We start from the raw sequence: 20700 nt of genomic DNA, 5'->3' as shown, positions 1-20700 counted from the left end.
TATTCAGGAAAGAAAAGAATGCTTGAGATCAGAAACCTGCATGCCCGCATCGTCGACGACGGCACGGAGATCATCCGCGGCCTGAACCTGACGGTCAAAGCCGGCGAAGTTGCCGCCATCATGGGCCCGAACGGATCGGGCAAGTCGACGCTGTCCTACATCCTCGCCGGCCGCGAGGACTATGAGGTCACCGAAGGCGACATCCTCTACAACGGCCAGTCGATCCTCGAAATGGATCCGGCCGAGCGCGCCACCGCCGGCATCTTCCTCGCCTTCCAGTATCCGATGGAGATACCGGGCGTCGCGACCATGGAATTCCTGAAAGTGGCGATGAACGAACAGCGCAAGGCGCGCGGCGAGGAGCCGCTGAAGATCCCGGAATTCCTCAAGCGGGTGAAGGACGCCGCCGCCTCGCTGAGCATGGACATGGCGATGCTGAAGCGGCCGCTCAATGTCGGCTTCTCCGGCGGCGAGAAGAAGCGCGCCGAAATCCTTCAGATGAAGCTGCTCGAGCCAAAACTTTGCGTGCTCGACGAGACCGATTCCGGCCTCGACATCGATGCGCTGAAGATCGTCTCGGACGGAGTAAACGCGCTGCGTTCGCCAGAGCGTGCCATCGTTGTCATCACCCACTACCAGCGCCTGCTCGAGCACATCGTGCCGGACAGCGTGCACGTGCTCTACAAGGGCCAGGTCATCAAGTCTGGCGACAAGTCGCTGGCGCTCGACCTCGAGGCCAATGGCTACGCCGGTGTGATCGGCGAAGCCGCGTGAGATGCCGGGAGGCGAGGCGAAACTGATGAACATGCACGCACAGCCCCAGCGCACCCCAGCCGAAACCGCGCTGATCGACGCCTTCGGCGAGCGGCTTTCGCTGCTGCCCGGCGACGGCGCAGTGATGATGAAGCGCGACGACGCGATCGAGGCGATCAAGCGCGGCCTGCCGTCGCGGCGCGTCGAGTCCTGGCACTACACGGACCTGCGCCGCCTGTTGAACCTCAATCCGGTCCCGGACTTCGAGCCTTCTGCTGCGGCCAAGGCCATCGCGCCGGTGCTGGAAGGCTCCGCAGTGCTGCCGGTGCTGAACGGCGCCTCGACCGCGAAACTGCCCGCCGTCGAGGGCGTGACGGTGCAGCGCCTGTCGGAAAAGCTCACAGACGGCAGCGTCGCGCCCGGGCTCGACCCCTATGGCACCGACGACGCCATCGGGGCGCTGAACACCGCCTTTGTCGCCGACGGCTACTTCGTCGACATCGCCGACGGCGCCGAACTGGGAAAGCCGATCGAACTGCAGAATTTGCAGGCCGGCGGCCAGGCGCATGTGCGGCTTCTGACGCGCGTCGGCGCCGGCGCCAGGGCGACCATCGTCGAACGTCAGTCGGGCGAGGGCGCTGGTCTCGTCAGCTCCGTCAGCCAGCTCGTGCTAGGCGAAGGCGCCGAGGTGACCTGGCTGATCGTCCAGGAGCAGCCGGACGCCGCCACGCATCTGGCGCAGTTCAAGGCGCATCTCGGCAAGGACGCGAAGCTCACGCTGTTCGTCATGAACGCCGGCGGCAGGCTGGTGCGCCAGGAAGTCGTGGTCCGCACGACCGGCGAAGGCGCCGACTTCAAACTGCGCGGCATCAATCTTCTGGCCGGCGATACGCATACGGACGTGACCATGGTGCTCGATCATGCGGTGCCGCATACCACTTCGACCGAAGTGATCCGCAACGTGGTGACCGGCAAGGCGCGTGGTGTCTTCCAGGGGCGCATCAACGTCCACCAGTATGCGCAGAAGACCAACGCCAAGATGGCCTGCAACACGCTGCTGCTGTCGGATGACGGCGAATTCTCGACCAAGCCGGAGCTGGAGATCTTCGCCGACGACGTCGTCTGCGGCCATGGCGCGACCGTCACCGAGATCGACCACGACCATCTCTTCTACCTGATGGCGCGCGGCATCGACGAGAAGACCGCGCGGGGTCTTTTGGTGAAAGCCTTCGTCGCCGAGGTGATCGAGGAACTGGAAGACGAGGCGCTCGTCGAGGCACTGGAAGCGCGGCTCGACGATTGGTTTTTGACGCACGGGTAAGCACCCAACCTTCTCCCCTTGTGGGAGAAGGTGGATTGGCGCGAAGCGCCAAGACGGATGAGGGGTGTTGGAAGGATCGCGGCCTTGGCTGCGGCAAGGACTTCGAAATGGACCAGAATATCGAAACCACTCCCTACGACGTCGAGGCGATCCGCCGCGATTTCCCGATCCTGTCGCGCCAGGTTTACGGCAAGCCGCTGGTCTATCTCGACAATGGCGCCTCGGCGCAGAAGCCGCAGGTCGTGCTCGACACCATCCAGCACGCCTATTCCCAGGAATACGCCAACGTCCATCGCGGCCTGCATTTCCTGTCAAACGCCGCGACCGATGCCTATGAGAAGGCGCGTGAGACGGTCCGGCGTTTCCTGAACGCGCCGAGCACCGACAACATCGTCTTCACCTCCAACACCACATCGGCGATCAACACTGTCGCCTACGGCTATGGCATGCAGCGGATCGGTGAGGGCGACGAGATCGTGTTGTCGATCATGGAGCACCACTCCAACATCGTGCCCTGGCATTTCATCCGCGAGCGGCAGGGCGCCAAGCTGGTCTGGGTGCCGGTCGACGATCTCGGCGCCTTCCACATCGAGGAATTCGAGAAGCGGCTGACCGCGCGCACGAAACTCGTCGCCATCACCCAGATGTCGAATGCGCTAGGCACGGTGACGCCGATCAAGGAGATCGTGCGCATCGCGCATGCCCGCGGTATTCCCGTCCTGGTCGACGGCAGCCAGAGTGCGGTCCATATGCCGATCGACGTGCAGGACCTAGACTGCGATTTCTTCGTCTTCACCGGCCACAAGGTCTATGGGCCCTCGGGCATCGGTGTGCTCTACGGCAAGAAGGATATTCTGGACGGGATGCGGCCCTTCATGGGTGGCGGCGAGATGATCGAGGAGGTGACCGAGGACATCGTCACCTACAACGAGCCGCCGCACCGTTTCGAGGCCGGCACGCCGCCAATCGTGCAGGCGATCGGCCTCGGTGCCGCGCTGGAATACATGGAGAAGGTTGGCCGCGAGCGCATCGCAGCGCACGAGGCGGACCTCAAGGACTACGCGCATGAGCGGCTGCGCGCCATCAACTCGCTGCGCATCTTCGGCGACGCGCCGGGCAAGGGCGCCATCATCTCGTTCGAATTGCAGGGCATCCATGCCCATGACGTGTCGATGGTGATCGATAGGCAAGGTGTCGCTGTCCGCGCGGGCACACATTGCGCCCAGCCGCTGTTGAAACGCTTCGGCGTCACCTCCACATGCAGGGCGTCGTTCGGCATGTATAATACCAGGGCCGAAGTCGACGCTTTGGCCGATGCGCTGGAAAAGGCGCGAAAGTTCTTCGGGTGACGATCATGGAAGATGCGAGCACCACCGCAGAGACAAGCGAACCGGCCGCGAACGCCGTGGTTTCGGCCTCAGCCATTCCCGCCGACGAGCTGGCGCGGCTGACCGACGACATCGTCTCGGCGCTGAAGACGGTCTACGATCCCGAAATCCCCGCCGACATCTACGAGCTCGGCCTCGTCTACAAGATCGACATCGAGGACGACCGCTCGGTCAAGATCGACATGACGCTGACGGCCCCGGGCTGCCCGGTGGCCGGCGAAATGCCCGGCTGGGTGGAAAACGCCGTCGGCGCCGTGGAAGGTGTTTCCGGCGTCGAGGTCAGCATGGTGTTCGATCCGCCATGGACGCCCGACCGCATGTCGGAAGAGGCGCAGGTCGCGGTTGGCTGGTATTGACGGGGCTGCAGGTGGAGGAGTGGGAGACAGACGTTCCCGAGTTCGTGCCGCCTGCAACTATGAAACTTATGCAACGCTGGGGTGGTGACAGCTTTCTTAATGCCTGCGATACGTCGGCCGAGTTTCACGCATTCCTGAGCGATCTGCCCGCCGACGTTGCCGGTGTCCTTTGTGCGGATTCGTTGCTTCGCGATGTCATGAATGGGACGTTTGACCAATATTTCCACAACTCATTCGGAATAACGATCACGCGCGCTATCTCGGCGATGCAGGCATTTGGCCTGTCAGGTCATGCGGAAGCTGCCACACATGCGTTGATGGTTTTTGGCGCTGACTTCCCAGAAGATCGCCTTGCCAGAATGGACAGGATGGACGATTTGCCGGAGACGGCATTCGATGAAGCGACTGATCAATTCCATGCAGCCGAAGACAGCCATCCGATAGGAATGCACGAGGTACTTCAACGGCAAGCCAACCAATTGCTGTCGAAGGCACATTGAATGGGCTGGGGTTGCGCCGGCCAACATTCTTCACCATTTTAGGTGAAGAATCATTCGGCAGGCCTTGAACCTGCATGGAATGGAGAGAGAAAAGAATGGGACGCTTCGCCGTCATTACGATGACCGAAAAGGCCGCCGACCGGGTGCGCGAGATCGTCGCCACGCGCGAGAACGCGCACGGCATCCGCCTCGGCATCAAGAAGGGCGGCTGCGCCGGCATGGAATACACGGTCGACCTGGTGACCGAGCCGAACACCAAGGACGACCACATCGAGCGCGACGGCGCGCATGTCTATGTCGCGCCAGAGGCGGCGCTCTTCCTGTTCGGCACCGAGATGGATTTCGAGCAGACGACGCTGCGCACCGGCTTCACCTTCAAGAACCCGAATCAGAGCTCGGCCTGCGGCTGCGGCGAGTCGGTCGAACTGAAGCCCGCCGATCTGAAGGCGCTGGCCGAGGCGCGCGCGACAAGTGCCGCTTAGCTAACAATGAGCGCCGAGGCATATCGTTGGCGGTGTGCCTGTTGCGATGAAGAATACACCGGCCTTCCCATGGACGTGGCGTTCGATGTCCCGGTGAATCCGGACTCGCATGACGACGATGCTCGATTGGGCCTTCGCCAGAATGATGATTTCTGCGAGGTTCGCTATGCGTCAGGCAGGACGGATCGGTTCATTCGTTGCCTGCTGCCTTTGCCCGTGCATCGACTGTCCGACGAGTTCTGTTTCGGCGTTTGGATGTCGCTCTCGGAAAGAAGCTGGAATGTCTATCGAGACGGATTTGACAGCGGCCAATATGAAGTTGAGCTTTGCTTCGGGTATTTGATGCACGACATTCCTGAGTATCCAAGCTCAATGCTGATGCACGCAAATGTTGTGTTCCAGCCTGGCAATCAGCGTCCCAAGGTATTTCTACATGAGGCAGATCATCCCTTGGTCGCGGCTCAACGCGATGGAGTGGATGTGACTCAGATCGAACGTTGGGTTGCTCTTTCGCACCGTCCGAAAGCCTAGAGACTCTACTCCACCCACAATCCCATCCGCTTGTGCCAGTCGGCGATCGATTCCTCGGGATAGACGTCGAACACCTTGTCGTTCTTGCCGACCACCGGCTCGACCCAACTTGCCTTGTATTTCAGCATCAGGTGCACCTTTTCCGGCGGCTTTGGCAGCACGCTGTCGATCGCCGAGGCAAAGGGATGGACCAGATCCGGCCAGGTCGGATCGTAGAGCCACAGCGCCGATCCGCATTTGCGGCAGAAATTGCGCTCGCCGGTCGAGACCTCGCACCGCGGACGCTCGTCATCCTCGATCTCGGCCCGGAACACGCCGACATTACGCTTGCCGGTGATTTTCAGCGTCGCGGAATCGGCGCCGAGATTGATGGCGAAGCCGCCGCCGCCCTGCTGCTTGCGGCAGATCGAGCAGTAGCAGAGCATGAACGGCACCGGCGTGTGGCTTTCCACCTCGAAGCGGACGGCGCCGCAGCGGCAGGACCCTTTGAGCAGCATCGGCAAGATGGAACCTCTCGACTTGTCAGCATGGTTTCGTCGCGGCGATGACAGGGCCAATCGCCGGTGACATCATCTGCCCATGGATAATGAACGCATAGAAGAACTTTTTGAAAGCCTCGGCCCGGTCAACATCCGAAAACTGTTCGGCGGCAAGGGCATCTACTGCGATGGCGTCATCGTCGCCGTTGTCGTTCGCGGCGAACTGATGCTGAAGGCGGACGAGCAGAGCGTGCCAGACTTCGAGGCCGCCGGCTGCAGCCAGTGGACCTATACCGGCTCTCGCCATGGCAGAGAGGTGGCCATGCCCTACTGGAGCACCCCGGACAGTGCCTTCGACGATCCCGACGAAATGGCGGTCTGGGCACGCCGCGCCTATGAGGCGGGGCGAAGGGCGGGGAAGTAGGGCCTTTTTACGCAATTCCGGACGGAAAACCGCTCTAAAGCGCCTTCGCGATCCGCGCCGCCAGTCGCGCATTGTTCTCGACCAGCGCGATGTTGGTCTTGAGGCTGCGGCCGCCAGTCAGCTCGAGGATTTTCGACAGCAGGAACGGCGTCACAGCCTTGCCGGTGACGTTCAGCGCCTCCGCGGCCTTTTGCGCCGCCTGGATGTAGCCGTCCATCTCGGCGGCCGGGATCTCCTCGTTCTCCGGTACCGGGTTGGCGACCAAGACGCCGCCACCGAGGCCAAGCGCCTGCCGCGTGCGGTAGAAATGCGCGATGTCTTCCGGCGCATGCAGCGTCAGCGGCGCGCGGAACGGCGAGTGCCTGGACCAGAAGGCAGGCATCGTCTCGCAGCCATGGCCGATGACCGGCACCCCACGCGTCTCCAAGACCTCAAGCGTCTTTTCGATGTCGAGGATCGCCTTGGCGCCGGCCGACACCACGATGACCGGCGTGCGCGCCAGCTCGTCGAGGTCGGCCGAGATGTCGAAGCTCTTCTCCGCGCCCTTGTGCACGCCGCCAATGCCGCCGGTGGCGAACACCTTTATCCCCGCCATATGCGCGGCGATCATCGTCGCGGCGACGGTGGTGCCGCCCGTGCGGCCTTGCGCGACCGCAAAGCCGAGATCGGCGCGCGACAGCTTCATGGCGTCGCCGGTCATCGCCAGCGATTCGCGCTCGCCGTCGGAGAGCCCGATCTTGATGCGGCCGGCGACAACCGCGATCGTCGCCGGCACCGCGCCATTGTCCGAAATGATCTTCTCGACATTGGCCGCCATGGCGCCATTGTCGGGATAGGGCATGCCGTGGGTGATGATGGTGCTTTCCAGCGCCACCACCGGCCGCCCGGCGGCGAGCGCCTCCGCCACGGGCGGGTGGATGTCGATGAAGGGGCGGGCGGTTTCGGGCGTCATCTTTGTCTCCGGTCCGGATCGCGCGAGGCACTCCGGCGATAGGGTTTTGCCGCCCTCATGCCACTTCCCGCGCCTCGGGCACAAGAGCCAGCATTTGCGCGAAGTTGGCGGCGCTGAAGACCGGTACCGCCTCGGCGCTCTCGATGGCCAGTATGGAGGCGGCGATGCCTTCGCGCAGCGCTGCGCGCAACGGCAGGCCCTTGAGCAGTGCTGCGACCGTCGCGCCGGTCAGCGCATCGCCGGCGCCGGTGACGTCGGCGATCCTGCGCGGGGCTGGCGGGGCGATGGAGAACAGGCCGTCCTCGTCGAAGCCCAGCATGGGCGCCCCGCCCGCCGTCACCACGCCGCTCTTCAGTCCGGCGCGCCGCAGCCCGTCGACCAGATCCTGCTCGCCTGCCTCGCCGCTCAACCCGGCCAGCGCGCCGGCCTCGCGCCGGTTCATGAACAGCACGGCAAGGCTGCCCAGCACCGGCATCAGCCGCACCACCTTGGCCGGCGAGATGGCGATGGCAAAGATTGGCTTGCCGGCGGCCAGCGCCGCCAGCCGCTCCAGCGCAGCCGACGGCAGGTTGGCATCGCACAATATGGCATCGGCCGCCGCGATCGCCTCGCGCACCTTGGCGCGGCGGATCTGCTTGGGGAAGGCGAGGTCGTAGAGCGCCATGTCGGCAAAGCCGACGATCAGCTCGCCGTCGCGGTCGATCAGCGCCGTATAGCTCGGCGTCGTGCGGTCGAGGAACACCGCCGACAGGTCAGCGATGCCGGCGCCGGCGATCGCCGACGACACCGTCTCGGCTGCCGCGTCGCCGCCACGCACCGAAAGCAGCGAGCCCGAGACGCCGCGTCGCACGACGCTGCGCAGCGCGTTGAAGACGCCGCCGCCGACATCCTCGCGCATGGTGCCGGGGTTCGAGGCGGCAGGCACGTAAGGGCCCGACACCTGGCCGCGGCGGTCGATATGGGCGCCGCCTACGGCGAGGATATTGGGGGACTTCATCATGGCGGCATCGAAACCTTTGTTGATTGTCCGGCCGCGCACACTAGGTTCCTCCACGCCGCCCCGCAATCAACGCCGCGATTCGGGCCGGCCGGACAATCGAACTCTGCGTAGGCGACCGGGGCACATCCCTGCTGGGTATTGTGGAACATAATTAGAACAAATCAATATATCGATTATTTTTCAAAAACTTGATGTCTCTTGCCAAACGAGAACAAAAAAGGTACAAAATGGCAGGGATCACGGATTGTCCGGCCTTCATTGACGACCAAGGGGTGATGTATCATGGCTCAGAATACTTTGCGGCTTGTAGAGGATAAGGCAGTGGACAAATCAAAGGCTCTGGACGCGGCGCTGTCGCAGATCGAGCGCGCTTTCGGCAAGGGCTCGATCATGCGGCTCGGCGCCAACGAGCAGGTGGTCGAGATCGAAACCGTGCCGACCGGCTCGCTCGGCCTCGACATCGCGCTCGGCGTCGGCGGCCTGCCGCGCGGCCGCATCGTCGAGATCTACGGGCCGGAAAGCTCGGGCAAGACGACGCTGGCGCTGCACACCGTGGCGGAAGCCCAGAAGAAGGGCGGCATCTGCGCCTTCGTCGATGCCGAGCATGCGCTCGATCCGGTCTATGCCCGCAAGCTCGGCGTCGATCTGGAAAACCTCCTGATCTCGCAGCCCGACACCGGCGAGCAGGCGCTGGAGATCTGCGACACGCTGGTGCGTTCCGGCGCCATCGACGTGCTGGTGGTCGATTCGGTCGCGGCACTGACGCCACGCGCCGAAATCGAGGGCGAGATGGGCGACGCGCTGCCGGGCCTGCAGGCCCGCCTGATGAGCCAGGCGCTGCGCAAGCTGACCGCCTCGATCTCGCGTTCCAACACCATGGTCATCTTCATCAACCAGATCCGCATGAAGATCGGCGTCATGTTCGGCTCGCCCGAGACGACGACCGGCGGCAACGCGCTAAAATTCTACGCGTCGGTGCGCCTCGACATCCGTCGCATCGGCTCGGTCAAGGACCGCGACGAGGTCGTCGGCAACCAGACCCGCGTCAAGGTGGTCAAGAACAAGCTGGCACCGCCCTTCAAGGTGGTCGAGTTCGACATCATGTACGGCGAGGGCGTCTCCAAGACCGGCGAACTGGTCGACCTCGGCGTCAAGGCCGGCGTGGTCGAAAAGTCCGGCGCCTGGTTCTCCTACAATTCGCAGCGTCTCGGCCAGGGCCGCGAGAACGCCAAGCTGTTCCTGCGCGACAATCCCGACACGGCGCGCGAGATCGAAATGGCGCTCAGGCAGAATGCGGGGCTGATCGCCGAGAAGTTCCTCGAGAATGGCGGTTCCGAAGGCGGCGACGATGGTTTCGAGGACGAAGCCGGCGCCATGTGACAGAGAGTTGGAGCGGTTCGGCGCGTTTCCGTAAAGCTGAACCGCTCCGATTGCCGGAGTTCGGCCACAATCTTAGCCTATTATCATATGCTTATGTAATTGAGTGCTTTAGTACTGCGTCCCGAACCGCCGGCCTTGTGCCGGCGGTTTGCGTTTTGGGCGATGCCGGCAAGAGCCGGCAAGCCGGGCTTTCCTCCATTCCCGTGTTTCTGGACAGGCTGCGGCGTGATCGCTAAAAGGCCATGTCCATTTTGCCGTCGGCGCACCCGGCGGTTCTCTCGAAAAGGCAAGCATCCATGAGTGGCGTGAACGAGATCCGGTCGACATTCCTCGACTACTTCCGCAAGGAGGGTCACGAGGTCGTCGCGTCGAGCCCTCTGGTGCCACGCAACGATCCGACGCTGATGTTCACCAATGCCGGCATGGTGCAGTTCAAGAACGTCTTCACCGGCCTGGAGAAGCGGCCCTATTCGCGCGCCACGACCGCCCAGAAGAGCGTGCGCGCCGGCGGCAAGCACAACGACCTCGACAATGTCGGTTACACCGCGCGTCACCTGACCTTCTTCGAGATGCTCGGCAATTTCTCCTTCGGCGACTATTTCAAGGAGCGCGCCATCGAGCTTGCCTGGAACCTGATCACCAAGGAGTTCGGGCTGAAGAAGGACAAGCTGCTGGTCACCGTCTACCACACCGACGACGAGGCCGCCGGCCACTGGAAGAAGATCGCCGGCTTCTCCGACGACCGCATCATCCGCATCCCGACCTCGGATAATTTCTGGGCGATGGGCGATACCGGACCCTGCGGGCCGTGCTCGGAGATCTTCATCGACCGCGGCGAGCACATCTGGGGCGGTCCTCCCGGCAGCCCGGAAGAGGATGGCGACCGGTTCCTCGAGTTCTGGAACCTGGTGTTCATGCAGTACGAGCAGGTGACGAAGGAAGAGCGCATCGACCTGCCGCGCCCGTCGATCGATACCGGCATGGGCCTGGAGCGGATGGCGTCGATCCTGCAAGGGGCGGAAAGCGTCTTCGAAACCGACCTTTTCCGCCATCTGATCGACGCCGCGTCCTCGGCGCTCGGGCATGGTCCCGACAAGGAGAACACCGCTTCCTTCCGTGTCATCGCCGACCATCTGCGCTCGTCCTGCTTCCTGGTGGCCGATGGCGTGCTGCCGTCGAACGAAGGCCGCGGCTATGTGCTGCGCCGCATCATGCGCCGCGCCATGCGCCATGCGCAGCTGCTCGGCGCCAGTGAGCCGCTGATGTGGAAGCTGGTGCCGGCGCTGGTGCGCGAGATGGGCCAGGCCTATCCGGAACTGGGACGCGGCGAGGCGCTGATCACCGAGACGCTGAAGCTGGAGGAGACCCGCTTCCGCAAGACGCTGGCGCGCGGCCTCGGCCTGCTCTCTGACGCGACAGAGAAGCTCGGCGCCGGCGACATGCTGGATGGCGAGACGGCCTTCAAGCTCTACGACACCTACGGCTTCCCTCTCGATCTGACGCAGGATGCGCTGCGCCAGCGCAGCATCTCGGTCGATCTGGCCGGCTTCACCGACGCCATGGAGCGGCAGAGGGCCGAGGCGCGTAAGAGCTGGGCCGGTTCCGGCGACGCTGCCACCGAGACGGTCTGGTTCGCCGTGCGCGAGAATGTCGGAGCCACCGATTTCCTCGGCTACGAGACCGAGCAGGCGGAGGGTCTCGTCCTGGCGCTGGTCAAGGACGGCAAGACTGTCGACAGCGCCGCGCAGGGCGACGCGGTTGCCGTGGTCGTCAACCAGACGCCGTTCTATGGCGAGTCCGGCGGCCAGATGGGCGACACCGGCATCATCTCCGGCGAGGGCTTCTCGATCGCGATCACCGATACGCAGAAGAAGGCCGACGGTCTGTTCGTGCATCTGGGCCGGGTGGCGAGCGGCACGGTCAAGACCGGCGCCGCCGTCGAGCTCAAGGTCGACCATGCGCGCCGCTCCAGGCTGCGCGCCAACCACTCGGCCACGCATCTCATCCATGAGGCGCTGCGCGAGGTGCTGGGCACCCATGTCGCGCAGAAGGGCTCGCTGGTCGCGCCCGAGCGCCTGCGCTTCGACATCTCGCACAACAAGCCGATCTCGGCCGACGAGCTCGAGGAGGTCGAGCGCATGGCGAACGAGATCGTCGTGCAGAACAGCCCAGTGACCACGCGCCTGATGTCGGTCGACGACGCCATTGCCGAGGGCGCCATGGCGCTGTTCGGCGAGAAGTACGGCGATGAAGTGCGCGTGGTGTCGATGGGCACCGGCCTGCATGGCGCCAAGGCCAACCGCCCCTATTCGGTCGAGCTTTGCGGCGGCACCCATGTCAGGGCGACCGGCGATATCGGCCTGGTGCGCATCGTCTCGGACAGCGCGGTCGCCGCCGGCGTGCGCCGCATCGAAGCGCTGACCGGCGAGGCGGCGCGCAGGCATCTCGATGAACAGGACAGGCGGCTGAAGGCCATCGCTTCGACGCTGAAGATCTCGCCGGCCGATGTGCCGGCGCGCGTCGAGGTGCTGCTCGAGGAGCGCAAGAAGCTGGAGAAGGAGCTGACCGAGGCGCGCAAGAAGCTCGCTTTGGGCGGCGGCGCCGCGGCCGGCGCCCCGGCCGAGAACGAGACCATCGCCGGCGTAGGGTTCCTCGGCAAGGCGGTCTCCGGCGTGGCGCCGAAGGATCTGAAGCCGCTGGCGGATGCCGGCAAGAAAACGCTCGGTTCCGGCGTCGTCGTCTTCGTCGGTGCCGGCGAGGACAACAAGGCGAGTGTGGTTGTCGCCGTGACCGACGATTTGACCAGCCGTTTCAGCGCCGTCGATCTGGTGCGCGTGGCGTCCGCCGCGCTCGGCGGGCAGGGCGGTGGCGGCCGGCCGGACATGGCGCAGGCCGGCGGTCCCGATGCCTCGAAGGCCAACGATGCAATCGCCGCGGTGAGGGCCGCGCTGGAAGCGGCGTAGGTACCATCCCGCCAAGATGGCCATCCCGGGAGCGCGATTGTGCCGACACTGACTATGTACCAGGTCGACGCTTTCGCCGACCGGGCGTTCCACGGCAATCCGGCTGCCGTCCTCATCCTGGAGGACTGGCTGCCGGAACCCGTCATGCAGGCCATCGCCAACGAGAACAATCTTGCCGAAACCGCCTTTGCGCGGCCGAACGGCAAGGGCTGGGACCTGCGCTGGTTCACACCGGTCCATGAAGCCGACTTCTGCGGCCACGCCACGCTGGCCACCGCCCATGTGCTGGCCGCGGAGCACGATGTGGCGGGCGACATGGCCTTCGCCACGCGGGTAGGCGGACTGCGGGTATCCAGGCGCGAGGACGCCTACCAGCTCGATCTGCCGTGCTTTGCGCCGCAGCCCGTCGATGCCGAGCTGGCGCTCGCCCTGCGGGACACCGTTTCAGCGCGCCCGGTGGCGAGCTTCCGCAATTTTGAGAACCTGTTCGTCGAACTGACCGACGAGGCGGCCGTGCGGTCCTTCGTCCCGGACCTGTTCCGGATCGCAACCTTCCACCCGCTCGGCGTGGTCGTCACCGCGCGTGGTGAGAGCCATGATTTCGTCTCCCGTTACTTTGCGCCGGGCGCGGGCATTCCCGAGGATCCGGTGACCGGCTCGATCCATGCGACGCTGATACCGTACTGGTCCGAGAAGCTCGGCAAGACAAAGCTGTCGGCCTTCCAATGCTCGCAGCGCGGCGGTCACTTGCTGTGCGAGCTTGCCGCAGACCGCGTGCTGATCACCGGCCGCGCGAAGACCTTCATGAAGGCGGAAATCTACCTGCCGGACTGAGCGTGCCGGAGGTTGGATGACCTCCGAGCCCTCGCGGTTGTCCGGGCATGATCAAAGGAAGCCTTGGCCGCCCGTGTATTTCTGGCGCAGGCGTCTGTAGAGCCATCTGAAATAGGCGTGGTTTCGCTTGCGGTGCACAAAGACCGTTTGGCCGAAAGGCGTCTCGCTCGCTGGCGCCGATGGATCGCGCCAATGCTGCGACGGGCTGCGAAAAATGGCGGCGCCCTGCTGCCTGGCAAGGATCGTCAGCACCGACTGATCATGCCGATGCTCGACAAAGCCCGGCAGGTTGGGAAGGCCATGGATGTTCGGCTTGTCGGTCAGGCGAACCTCGCTCGCCATGGCCGTCGCCAGGAGCGTCAAGAAAGCTCTCGCTTCCGGTCCGGCGCGGTAGAGCTGCATGCCTGCCCATAGCTGCGGCAGCGACCAGAACTCTTCCCGATCGGCATCCATTTCGACGAAGCAATCGCGCTTGGTCCAGGCGCTCTGCGGCATCGGTCCGCTCATCCTGAACAGGCATACTGGATGCTGCTTGCAAAGTGCGATCATCGGCGCGGGGTCGGCGATGAAGGTCAGTGCCGCGTCGCTGTAGAGGACCGGCGTGCCGTCGGGCACGCGGTTGATCATGTCCAGGATGATGAAAGGCTTCCACAGCCAGTAGCCGGCGCCGCGCGGCGCCGCCATGATCGACTTGTATCTCTGCGTCAGTTCCACCAGCACCGGATGGTCCGACGCATAGAGGTGGCTGTCGAGGCCGAACCGGCGCGCGCTCTTCAGCAGCAGCTTGCCGGCCTGCGAGAGGTTCGGCGTCGCGTAGCTGACATGGACGGCGCGCATCAGTCCACTTTTTCGGTCCGGACAAAGCTGTCGCGCCGGGCGATGCGGCCCCACCAATTGCTCATGTCGGGAAACGCGGAGAGCAGATCCTGCCCTTCGGCGACCTTGACGAAATAGCCGATGATGGGCGCCGCGTGCAGATCGGCAAGGGTCAGTTGCGACCCCAGCAGCCACGGCCCCTCGCTCTTCAGCGCCGTCAAAGTCCGCAGCACGGCCTCCGCTTGCGACAGCCCCTTGGCGATCAGGGCCTCGTCCGGCGGGCTTTGCTCCAGTCGCTCGACAGCGACATCCCAGACCATGGCGCGGTAGCCATAGGCGTCGAGCAGGCCGATGATCTGGTTCATCCTTGCCCGGCTGCGCGCGTCGTTTGGCTGCAGCGCCGGGCCGTCGAAGGCCTCGTCGGCATAGCGGGCGATCGCGCTCGCCTCGAACAGGCGAAAGCCGTCATGCTCGAAGGCCGGAATACGGCCGAAGGGATGGTGCTCCAGATACCAGGCCGGAACGCCGTCAGGGGCAAAGACATCGACCGGCACGAGGTCGTAGTTGATACCTTTTTCCTCCAGCGCCATCCGCGCGATGCGGACATAGACGCTGTAGTCGGCGCCGTAGAGGATTGGCTTGGTCATCGATCAGCCCCTTGCTTCCGCTCGCACTGCTGGCCCAAAAAGCGAAGGCTCCTCTCGGAGCCCTCGACATGTCGAAATTTCGGATTTCTTACCCCATCGCCTTCTGCAGGTTCTCGTCGATCTTGTCGAGGAAGCCGGTGGTCGACAGCCAGGGCTGGTCGGGACCGATCAGCAGCGACAGGTCCTTGGTCATGAACCCGGACTCGACCGTCTGGATGCAGACCTTTTCCAGCGTCTCGGCGAAGCGCTTCAACTCGGCATTGTCGTCGAGCTTGGCGCGGTGGGCGAGACCACGCGTCCAGGCGAAGATCGAGGCGATCGAGTTGGTCGAGGTTTCCTCGCCCTTCTGGTGCTGGCGGTAGTGACGAGTGACGGTGCCGTGCGCGGCCTCCGCTTCCACCGTCTTGCCGTCCGGCGTCATCAGCACCGAGGTCATCAGGCCGAGCGAGCCAAAACCCTGCGCCACCGTGTCCGACTGCACGTCGCCGTCGTAGTTCTTGCAGGCCCAGACATAGCCGCCCGACCATTTCAGGCTGGAGGCCACCATGTCGTCGATCAGCCGGTGCTCGTACCAGAGCTTCTTCGCCTTGAACTCGGCCTCGAATTCCTTCTCGTAGACCTCCTGGAAGATATCCTTGAAGCGGCCGTCATAGGCCTTGAGGATGGTGTTCTTGGTCGAGAGGTAGACCGGATAGTTGCGCAGCAGGCCGTAGTTCAGCGAGGCGCGGGCGAACTCGCGGATCGATTCGTCGAGATTGTACATGGCCATGGCGACGCCAGAGGCGGGCGCGTCGAACACGTCGTGCTCGATCACGTGGCCGTCCTCGCCGACGAACTTGATCGTCAGCTTGCCCTTGCCGGGGAAGCGGAAGTCGGTGGCGCGGTACTGGTCGCCGAAGGCGTGACGGCCGACGATGATCGGCTTGGTCCACCCGGGCACCAGGCGCGGCACGTTCTTCATGATGATCGGCTCGCGGAAGATGGTGCCGCCGAGGATGTTGCGGATGGTGCCGTTCGGCGACTTCCACATCTTCTTCAGCTTGAATTCCTCGACGCGCTGCTCGTCGGGGGTGATCGTCGCGCATTTGACGCCGACGCCGTATTTCTTGATGGCGTTGGCCGAGTCGATCGTCACCTGGTCGTTGGTGGCGTCGCGGTGCTCGATGCCGAGGTCGTAATAGTCGAGCTTGATGTCGAGATAGGGGTGGATCAGCTTGTCCTTGATGAACTGCCAGATGATGCGGGTCATCTCGTCGCCGTCGAGCTCGACGACCGGGTTCGCCACCTTGATCTTCGCCATGGAAAGAATGCCTCGTTGCTGGGGATGGGAACGGCCTTGCCCGCATGGCTTTTGGCCGGGGATGCGCAGCGTATATCAAAGGCCTTTTGAGCGCGCAAACGCCGATCCGCCCGCGACTTCATGCCGTTCTTTGCGAAAGCTTCATTTTCGCGGCCGAATATGGCAGGGGTCGCCGAAATGCCGCAAACAGCAGTTCATTGACGCCGATGCCAGCCAACGAAGATTCTAAAGACACCCCCAAAGCAGGTCCGGCAATCATCCTGGTCGAGCCGCAGCTTGGCGAGAACATTGGCATGGTCGCGCGCGCCATGGCCAATTTCGGCCTTGCCGAACTCAGGCTCGTCAATCCGCGCGACGGCTGGCCGAGCGAGAAGGCGCGTGCCGCGGCGAGCCGCGCCGACCACGTGATCGATGCGGTGCGGGTTTTCGACGATCTCGCCTCGGCGGTCGCGGACCTGAATTTCGTCTTCGCCACCACGGCGCGCGAGCGCGACGGCTTCAAGGCCGTACGCGGACCGGTCGAGGCGGGCAGGGCGTTGAGATCGCGGCAACGCGCCGGGCAGCGCACCGGTATCCTGTTCGGCCGCGAGCGGTTTGGCCTCTACAATGAGGAAGTCGGCCTTGCCGACGAGATCGTCACCTTTCCGGTCGACCCCGGCTTCTCCTCGCTCAACATCGCCCAGGCCGTGCTTTTGATGTCCTATGAATGGATGAAGTCGGGGCTGGAGGACGAGACGCAGACCAACTTTTCCGGCCCGGACATGCTGCCGGCGTCCAAGGACCAATTGCACAGTCTGTTCGACTATCTGGAGGCCGCGCTCGAAGCGCGCGGCTATTTCCGCCCGGAGGCGAAGAAGCCGAAGATGGTCGACAATCTGCGCGCTGTGCTGACGCGCGCCGGTTTCGCCGAGCCGGAACTGAAGGTGCTGCGCGGTATCATCTCGTCGCTCGACAGATTTTCACCGGCGATGCCGCGCGGCGATGGTTCCCCCGGTGACGATCCAAGACGTTTGCCTGCCGCCGCGGTGCGTGCCCGCAAGGCGGAAGCGAGTGGCCAGGTGCACAACACCAACGGCGACGACAACGACGCGCCGCCACTGGGCGGCAAGGGCACCGACAATGACTGAGCGGCCGATCCTGATGTTCGATTCCGGCGTCGGCGGCCTCACCGTGCTGCGCGAGGCGCGCGTGCTGATGCCCGACCGGCGCTTCGTCTATGTCGCCGACGACGCCGCCTTCCCCTTCGGCGCCTGGGAGGAACCGGCGCTGCGCACACATATCCTCGACATGTTCGCGAGGCTGCTCGACCGGTTTTCGCCGGCGATCTCGGTCATCGCCTGCAACACCGCCTCGACGTTGGTGATCGAAGCGCTGCGCGACAGGTTCCCCGGTCATCCCTTTGTCGGCACCGTGCCGGCGGTCAAGCCGGCGGCGGAACGCACCCGCTCGGGGCTGGTTTCGGTACTGGCGACGCCGGGCACTGTGAAGCGGCAGTACACGCGCGACCTGATCAGCAAATGGGCGCAGAAATGCCATGTCCGCCTCGTCGGCAGCAACAATCTGGCGGGGCTGGCCGAGGTCTACATGCGCGAGGGCTTTGTCGATGAGGACGCCGTACGCGCCGAGATCTCGCCCTGCTTCATCGAACGCGACGGGCAGCGCACCGACATCGTCGTGCTTGCCTGCACGCACTATCCGTTCCTGGTCAACCGCATGCGCAAGACCGCGCCCTGGCCGGTGGACTGGATCGATCCGGCCGAAGCCATAGCCCGCCGCGCCATGTCATTGCTTCCTCCGGTCAACGGATCATCGCCGCAAGGCGAGCCGGACATCGCCGTCTTCACCTCCGGCAAAGCGGATTTCGCCATCAGTCGGCTGATGCAGGGTTTCGGCCTGACGATCCCTTGATATCAGGAACATCGGCAAGGTCGTCGCGTTTTGCTCTCATTGCACAACGGGAGAACCGACCATGCCAGCCACATCGAAAGCCCAGCAGATGGCCGCGGGCGCCGCGCTCTCGGCCAAGCGCGGTGGGACGAAGAAGAGCGAGCTCAAGGGCGCTTCGAAGGAGATGTATGAATCGATGAGCGAAAAGCAGCTCGAGGAGTTCGCCGAGACCAAGCGCAAGGGGCTGCCCAGGAAGAAGGGCTGATCTTGCAGTGCTTGGCGAGAACAACCAAGGCAAAAGCCCGCGGGCAGGAGCCGCGGGCTTTCGATGGCCAGGCTGTGGTCCGGCCTGAAGCCGGACTTACCAGCGCCACCAGCAGCGCTTCACCTTGTAGTAGATGACCCTCTTGTGGCCGTGCCGCCAGACGACCTTCTTCTTCTTCACGATGCGGCAGACCTGATAATGTTTGTGGCCGTGCCAATGCCGCGCCATTGCCGGCTCGGGCACGGCGACGGACATCGAACCGGCCAATACGGCGGCGCTCACCAATGAAAGGAAGAACTTCTTCATGCGACTTCGGGCTCCTCTAGCTCCAGTCCCTTCCTTCCCATCGGCCCGAAATCGATCGATTTCGCAATGCACGATGCGAAACTCCAAAAGTCTTTGAGCGTACTCTGTGCATCCAGATGGGGACACGTCGCTCACATGCCGTTGGCGCAACCCCCGCCACGTCCGGCACCGCACTCAACCCAGAGACGCTATATCGTCGCCATCGCTCGCGCCATTCACAAGCTTGACACCGGTTAAATCTCCGTTTAATCAGCGCGCCAACACCGGGCCGCAATGCCCGGTGGTTTTCTTTATGCGCAAGGCAGATGGAAGTTCGATCGTTCTTCCCGGCCTTGTCTGAACTGACGTGTCCCGTGGGTTTTCCGTCGCGTTGCGTGGAAAACCCTGTCAGGTCTCGAAAACGGAGGCCAGAGGAGGGCGCGTTTCCTTCACCCGGAGCATGAGGTTCCGGGTGTATTGTTTTGAAAGGGAATGCGATGAGCAAGCGCGAATCCGCGAAATACAAGATCGACCGCCGTCTTGGCGAAAACATCTGGGGCCGCCCGAAGTCCCCGGTCAACAAGCGTGAATATGGCCCCGGCCAGCACGGCCAGCGCCGCAAGGGCAAGCTTTCCGACTTCGGTCTGCAGCTGCGCGCCAAGCAGAAGCTGAAGGGCCATTATGGCGACGTTTCGGAAAAGCAGTTCCGCAAGGTCTATGAAGAGGCCGACCGTCGCAAGGGCGACACCTCGGAGAACCTGATCGGCCTGCTCGAATCGCGTCTCGACGCGGTCGTCTACCGCGCCAAGTTCGTGCCGACCATTTTCGCCGCCCGTCAGTTCGTCAACCACGGCCACGTCAACGTCAACGGCAAGCGCGTCAACATCGGCTCGTACCGCTGCAAGCCGGGCGACGTCATCGAGGTGCGCGAGAAGTCGAAGCAGCTCGTCATCGTGCTGGAATCGGTCGGCCTCGCCGAACGCGACGTGCCTGACTATATCGAAGCCGACCACAACAAGATGACCGCGACCTTCGCGCGCATCCCCGGCCTGTCGGATGTTCCGTTCGCCGTGCAGATGGAACCGAACCTGGTCGTCGAATTCTATTCGCGCTGATCGGTTGCTTCAGCGATCCATCGAAAGGCCGCCTATTGGGCGGCCTTTTTGTTTGGCGAACCCGCCATGCGGGCACGGTGCAGAAATCGATTTCGATTTCCGGGCCGATGCGCTAATCCGGGCGCGACACCTGTCCCCGGGGCCGATGCGCCATGAATATGCTGCCCGACGTCAAATCCCTTGAGCCCACCGGCGACGATACCGAAGGCGGCTTCCATCCGCTGTTTGCCGACGTGCCATCCTCGGTCGAGTTCAACAAGCTGCGCAAGCGGCTGCTGCGATTGACGCGCCAGGCGATCGAGGATTTCGCCATGGTGAAGCCTGGCGAGCGCTGGCTGGTGGCGCTCTCCGGCGGCAAGGATTCCTACGGTCTGCTCGCCTTGCTCCTCGACCTAAAATGGCGCGGCCTGCTGCCGGTCGAACTGCTCGCCTGCAATCTCGACCAGGGCCAGCCGAATTTCCCGAAGCACATATTGCCCGACTATCTCGACAGCCACGGCATTCCGCACCGCATCGAATATCAGGACACCTATTCGGTGGTGACCGACAAGCTGCCCGAAGGCAGCACCTATTGCTCGCTGTGCTCGCGGCTCAGGCGCGGCCACCTCTACCGCATCGCGCGCGAGGAGGGCTGCGCTGCCCTTGTGCTCGGCCATCATCGCGAGGACATTCTCGAAACCTTCTTCATGAACCTGTTCCATGGCGGGCGTCTCGCCGCCATGCCGCCCAAGCTCGTCAACGACGAAGGCGACGTCATGGTGCTGCGGCCGCTCGCCTATAATGCGGAGGCGGATCTGGAGAAGTTCGCCGACCTGATGAGGTTCCCGATCATTCCCTGCGACCTTTGCGGTAGCCAGGAAGGCCTGCAGCGCAACGCCATGAAGGCGATGCTGGACGACATCGAAAAGCGCATGCCCGGCCGCAAGGACACCATGATCCGCGCCATGACCAATGTGCGGCCCTCGCATCTGCTCGACAGGAAGCTGTTCGACTTCGCCGCTCTCAACGACAGGTAAGACGTT

23 protein-coding genes are annotated in these 20700 nt (G+C 63.7%); 16 read left to right on the top strand and 7 right to left on the bottom strand.

Going from position 1 to position 20700, the window contains the following annotated elements:
- Positions 1-18: 18 nt before the first annotated feature.
- The 7 genes from sufC to JG743_RS19135 all read left to right on the top strand — a co-directional run bounded on the left by sufC (position 19) and on the right by JG743_RS19135 (position 5331).
- A complete protein-coding gene (sufC, locus tag JG743_RS19165) occupies positions 19-774 on the top strand; it encodes a Fe-S cluster assembly ATPase SufC (protein WP_202292348.1) in 756 nt (251 codons plus the stop codon).
- A 25-nt stretch (positions 775-799) separates the two neighbouring features.
- Complete coding sequence (sufD, locus tag JG743_RS19160; protein WP_202292347.1) at positions 800-2074, top strand: Fe-S cluster assembly protein SufD; 1275 nt, start codon at positions 800-802, stop codon at positions 2072-2074.
- 107 nt (positions 2075-2181) lie between these two features.
- On the top strand, positions 2182-3423 hold the full coding sequence (locus JG743_RS19155) for a cysteine desulfurase (protein WP_202292346.1): 1242 nt from the start codon (positions 2182-2184) through the stop codon (positions 3421-3423).
- Positions 3424-3428: 5 nt separating this feature from the next.
- Positions 3429-3818: an SUF system Fe-S cluster assembly protein gene (locus JG743_RS19150; protein WP_202292345.1), complete on the top strand. Its 390-nt coding sequence runs from the start codon at positions 3429-3431 to the stop codon at positions 3816-3818.
- Complete coding sequence (locus JG743_RS19145; protein WP_202292344.1) at positions 3815-4318, top strand: DMP19 family protein; 504 nt, start codon at positions 3815-3817, stop codon at positions 4316-4318. Before JG743_RS19150 ends, JG743_RS19145 begins: the two co-directional genes overlap by 4 nt.
- A 95-nt stretch (positions 4319-4413) precedes the next feature.
- Complete coding sequence (gene sufA, locus JG743_RS19140; RefSeq protein WP_202292343.1) at positions 4414-4800, top strand: Fe-S cluster assembly scaffold SufA; 387 nt, start codon at positions 4414-4416, stop codon at positions 4798-4800.
- Between the two features lie 6 nt (positions 4801-4806).
- Positions 4807-5331, top strand: a complete 525-nt coding sequence (locus tag JG743_RS19135) for a DUF2199 domain-containing protein (RefSeq protein WP_274608490.1) — start codon at positions 4807-4809, stop codon at positions 5329-5331.
- A 5-nt stretch (positions 5332-5336) separates the two neighbouring features.
- Here JG743_RS19135 and JG743_RS19130 read toward each other — a convergent pair whose 3' ends face one another.
- Positions 5337-5834, bottom strand: a complete 498-nt coding sequence (locus tag JG743_RS19130) for a GFA family protein (protein WP_202292341.1) — start codon at positions 5832-5834, stop codon at positions 5337-5339.
- 76 nt (positions 5835-5910) lie between these two features.
- On the opposite strand from JG743_RS19130, the gene JG743_RS19125 reads away from it, so the two are divergent.
- On the top strand, positions 5911-6234 hold the full coding sequence (locus JG743_RS19125; protein WP_202292340.1) for a TfoX/Sxy family protein: 324 nt from the start codon (positions 5911-5913) through the stop codon (positions 6232-6234).
- A 34-nt stretch (positions 6235-6268) separates the two neighbouring features.
- On the opposite strand, the gene JG743_RS19120 is transcribed toward JG743_RS19125, so the two are convergent.
- Positions 6269-7186 carry a pseudouridine-5'-phosphate glycosidase gene (locus JG743_RS19120; protein WP_202292339.1) on the bottom strand — a complete coding sequence of 306 codons (918 nt, stop codon included), beginning with the start codon at positions 7184-7186 and terminating at the stop codon, positions 6269-6271.
- Between the two features lie 55 nt (positions 7187-7241).
- Positions 7242-8186 (bottom strand): carbohydrate kinase family protein, encoded by a 945-nt coding sequence (locus tag JG743_RS19115; protein ID WP_202302733.1) that lies wholly within the window; start codon positions 8184-8186, stop codon positions 7242-7244.
- Between the two features lie 282 nt (positions 8187-8468).
- Between JG743_RS19115 and recA the strand changes: the two genes are divergently transcribed.
- From recA to JG743_RS19100, 3 genes are all read left to right on the top strand, one after another.
- Positions 8469-9566, top strand: a complete 1098-nt coding sequence (gene recA / locus JG743_RS19110) for a recombinase RecA (protein WP_202292338.1) — start codon at positions 8469-8471, stop codon at positions 9564-9566.
- A gap of 296 nt (positions 9567-9862) precedes the next feature.
- On the top strand, positions 9863-12529 hold the full coding sequence (gene alaS, locus JG743_RS19105) for an alanine--tRNA ligase (RefSeq protein WP_202292337.1): 2667 nt from the start codon (positions 9863-9865) through the stop codon (positions 12527-12529).
- A 39-nt stretch (positions 12530-12568) separates the two neighbouring features.
- The gene (locus tag JG743_RS19100; protein WP_342215649.1) at positions 12569-13363 is read left to right on the top strand and encodes a PhzF family phenazine biosynthesis protein; all 795 of its coding nucleotides are present in this window, start codon (positions 12569-12571) and stop codon (positions 13361-13363) included.
- 51 nt (positions 13364-13414) lie between these two features.
- On the opposite strand, the gene JG743_RS19095 is transcribed toward JG743_RS19100, so the two are convergent.
- From JG743_RS19095 to JG743_RS19085, 3 genes are all read right to left on the bottom strand, one after another.
- Positions 13415-14200, bottom strand: a complete 786-nt coding sequence (locus JG743_RS19095; RefSeq protein ID WP_202292336.1) for a hypothetical protein — start codon at positions 14198-14200, stop codon at positions 13415-13417.
- Positions 14200-14826 (bottom strand): glutathione S-transferase family protein, encoded by a 627-nt coding sequence (locus JG743_RS19090; RefSeq protein WP_202292335.1) that lies wholly within the window; start codon positions 14824-14826, stop codon positions 14200-14202. Before JG743_RS19090 ends, JG743_RS19095 begins: the two co-directional genes overlap by 1 nt.
- 88 nt (positions 14827-14914) lie before the next feature.
- Complete coding sequence (locus JG743_RS19085) at positions 14915-16126, bottom strand: NADP-dependent isocitrate dehydrogenase (RefSeq protein ID WP_202292334.1); 1212 nt, start codon at positions 16124-16126, stop codon at positions 14915-14917.
- 206 nt (positions 16127-16332) lie between these two features.
- Here JG743_RS19085 and JG743_RS19080 point away from each other — a divergent pair, with 206 nt between their 5' ends.
- The 3 genes from JG743_RS19080 (at position 16333) to JG743_RS19070 (ending at position 18278) form a co-directional block, all read left to right on the top strand.
- A complete protein-coding gene (locus JG743_RS19080) occupies positions 16333-17253 on the top strand; it encodes an RNA methyltransferase (RefSeq protein WP_202292333.1) in 921 nt (306 codons plus the stop codon).
- Positions 17246-18034, top strand: coding sequence for a glutamate racemase (gene murI / locus JG743_RS19075; RefSeq protein ID WP_202292332.1), 789 nt, complete (start codon positions 17246-17248; stop codon positions 18032-18034). The genes JG743_RS19080 and murI overlap by 8 nt, the downstream gene beginning before the upstream one ends.
- 61 nt (positions 18035-18095) lie before the next feature.
- Positions 18096-18278, top strand: a complete 183-nt coding sequence (locus JG743_RS19070) for a DUF3008 family protein (RefSeq protein WP_202292331.1) — start codon at positions 18096-18098, stop codon at positions 18276-18278.
- A 96-nt stretch (positions 18279-18374) separates the two neighbouring features.
- Here JG743_RS19070 and JG743_RS19065 read toward each other — a convergent pair whose 3' ends face one another.
- Positions 18375-18584: a hypothetical protein gene (locus JG743_RS19065; RefSeq protein WP_202292330.1), complete on the bottom strand. Its 210-nt coding sequence runs from the start codon at positions 18582-18584 to the stop codon at positions 18375-18377.
- Between the two features lie 476 nt (positions 18585-19060).
- On the opposite strand from JG743_RS19065, the gene rpsD reads away from it, so the two are divergent.
- Positions 19061-19678 carry a 30S ribosomal protein S4 gene (gene rpsD / locus JG743_RS19060; RefSeq protein WP_202292329.1) on the top strand — a complete coding sequence of 206 codons (618 nt, stop codon included), beginning with the start codon at positions 19061-19063 and terminating at the stop codon, positions 19676-19678.
- Positions 19679-19830: 152 nt separating this feature from the next.
- The gene (gene ttcA / locus JG743_RS19055; RefSeq protein WP_446720866.1) at positions 19831-20694 is read left to right on the top strand and encodes a tRNA 2-thiocytidine(32) synthetase TtcA; all 864 of its coding nucleotides are present in this window, start codon (positions 19831-19833) and stop codon (positions 20692-20694) included.
- Positions 20695-20700 lie beyond the last annotated feature (6 nt).

Origin of the sequence: Mesorhizobium sp. 131-2-1 (assembly GCF_016756535.1) — a bacterium.
In the GTDB taxonomy this organism is placed as follows: Bacteria; Pseudomonadota; Alphaproteobacteria; order Rhizobiales; family Rhizobiaceae; genus Mesorhizobium.
Note: the sequence above shows the minus strand (reverse complement) of the source record. Positions and strands in the feature narration are given on the sequence as shown.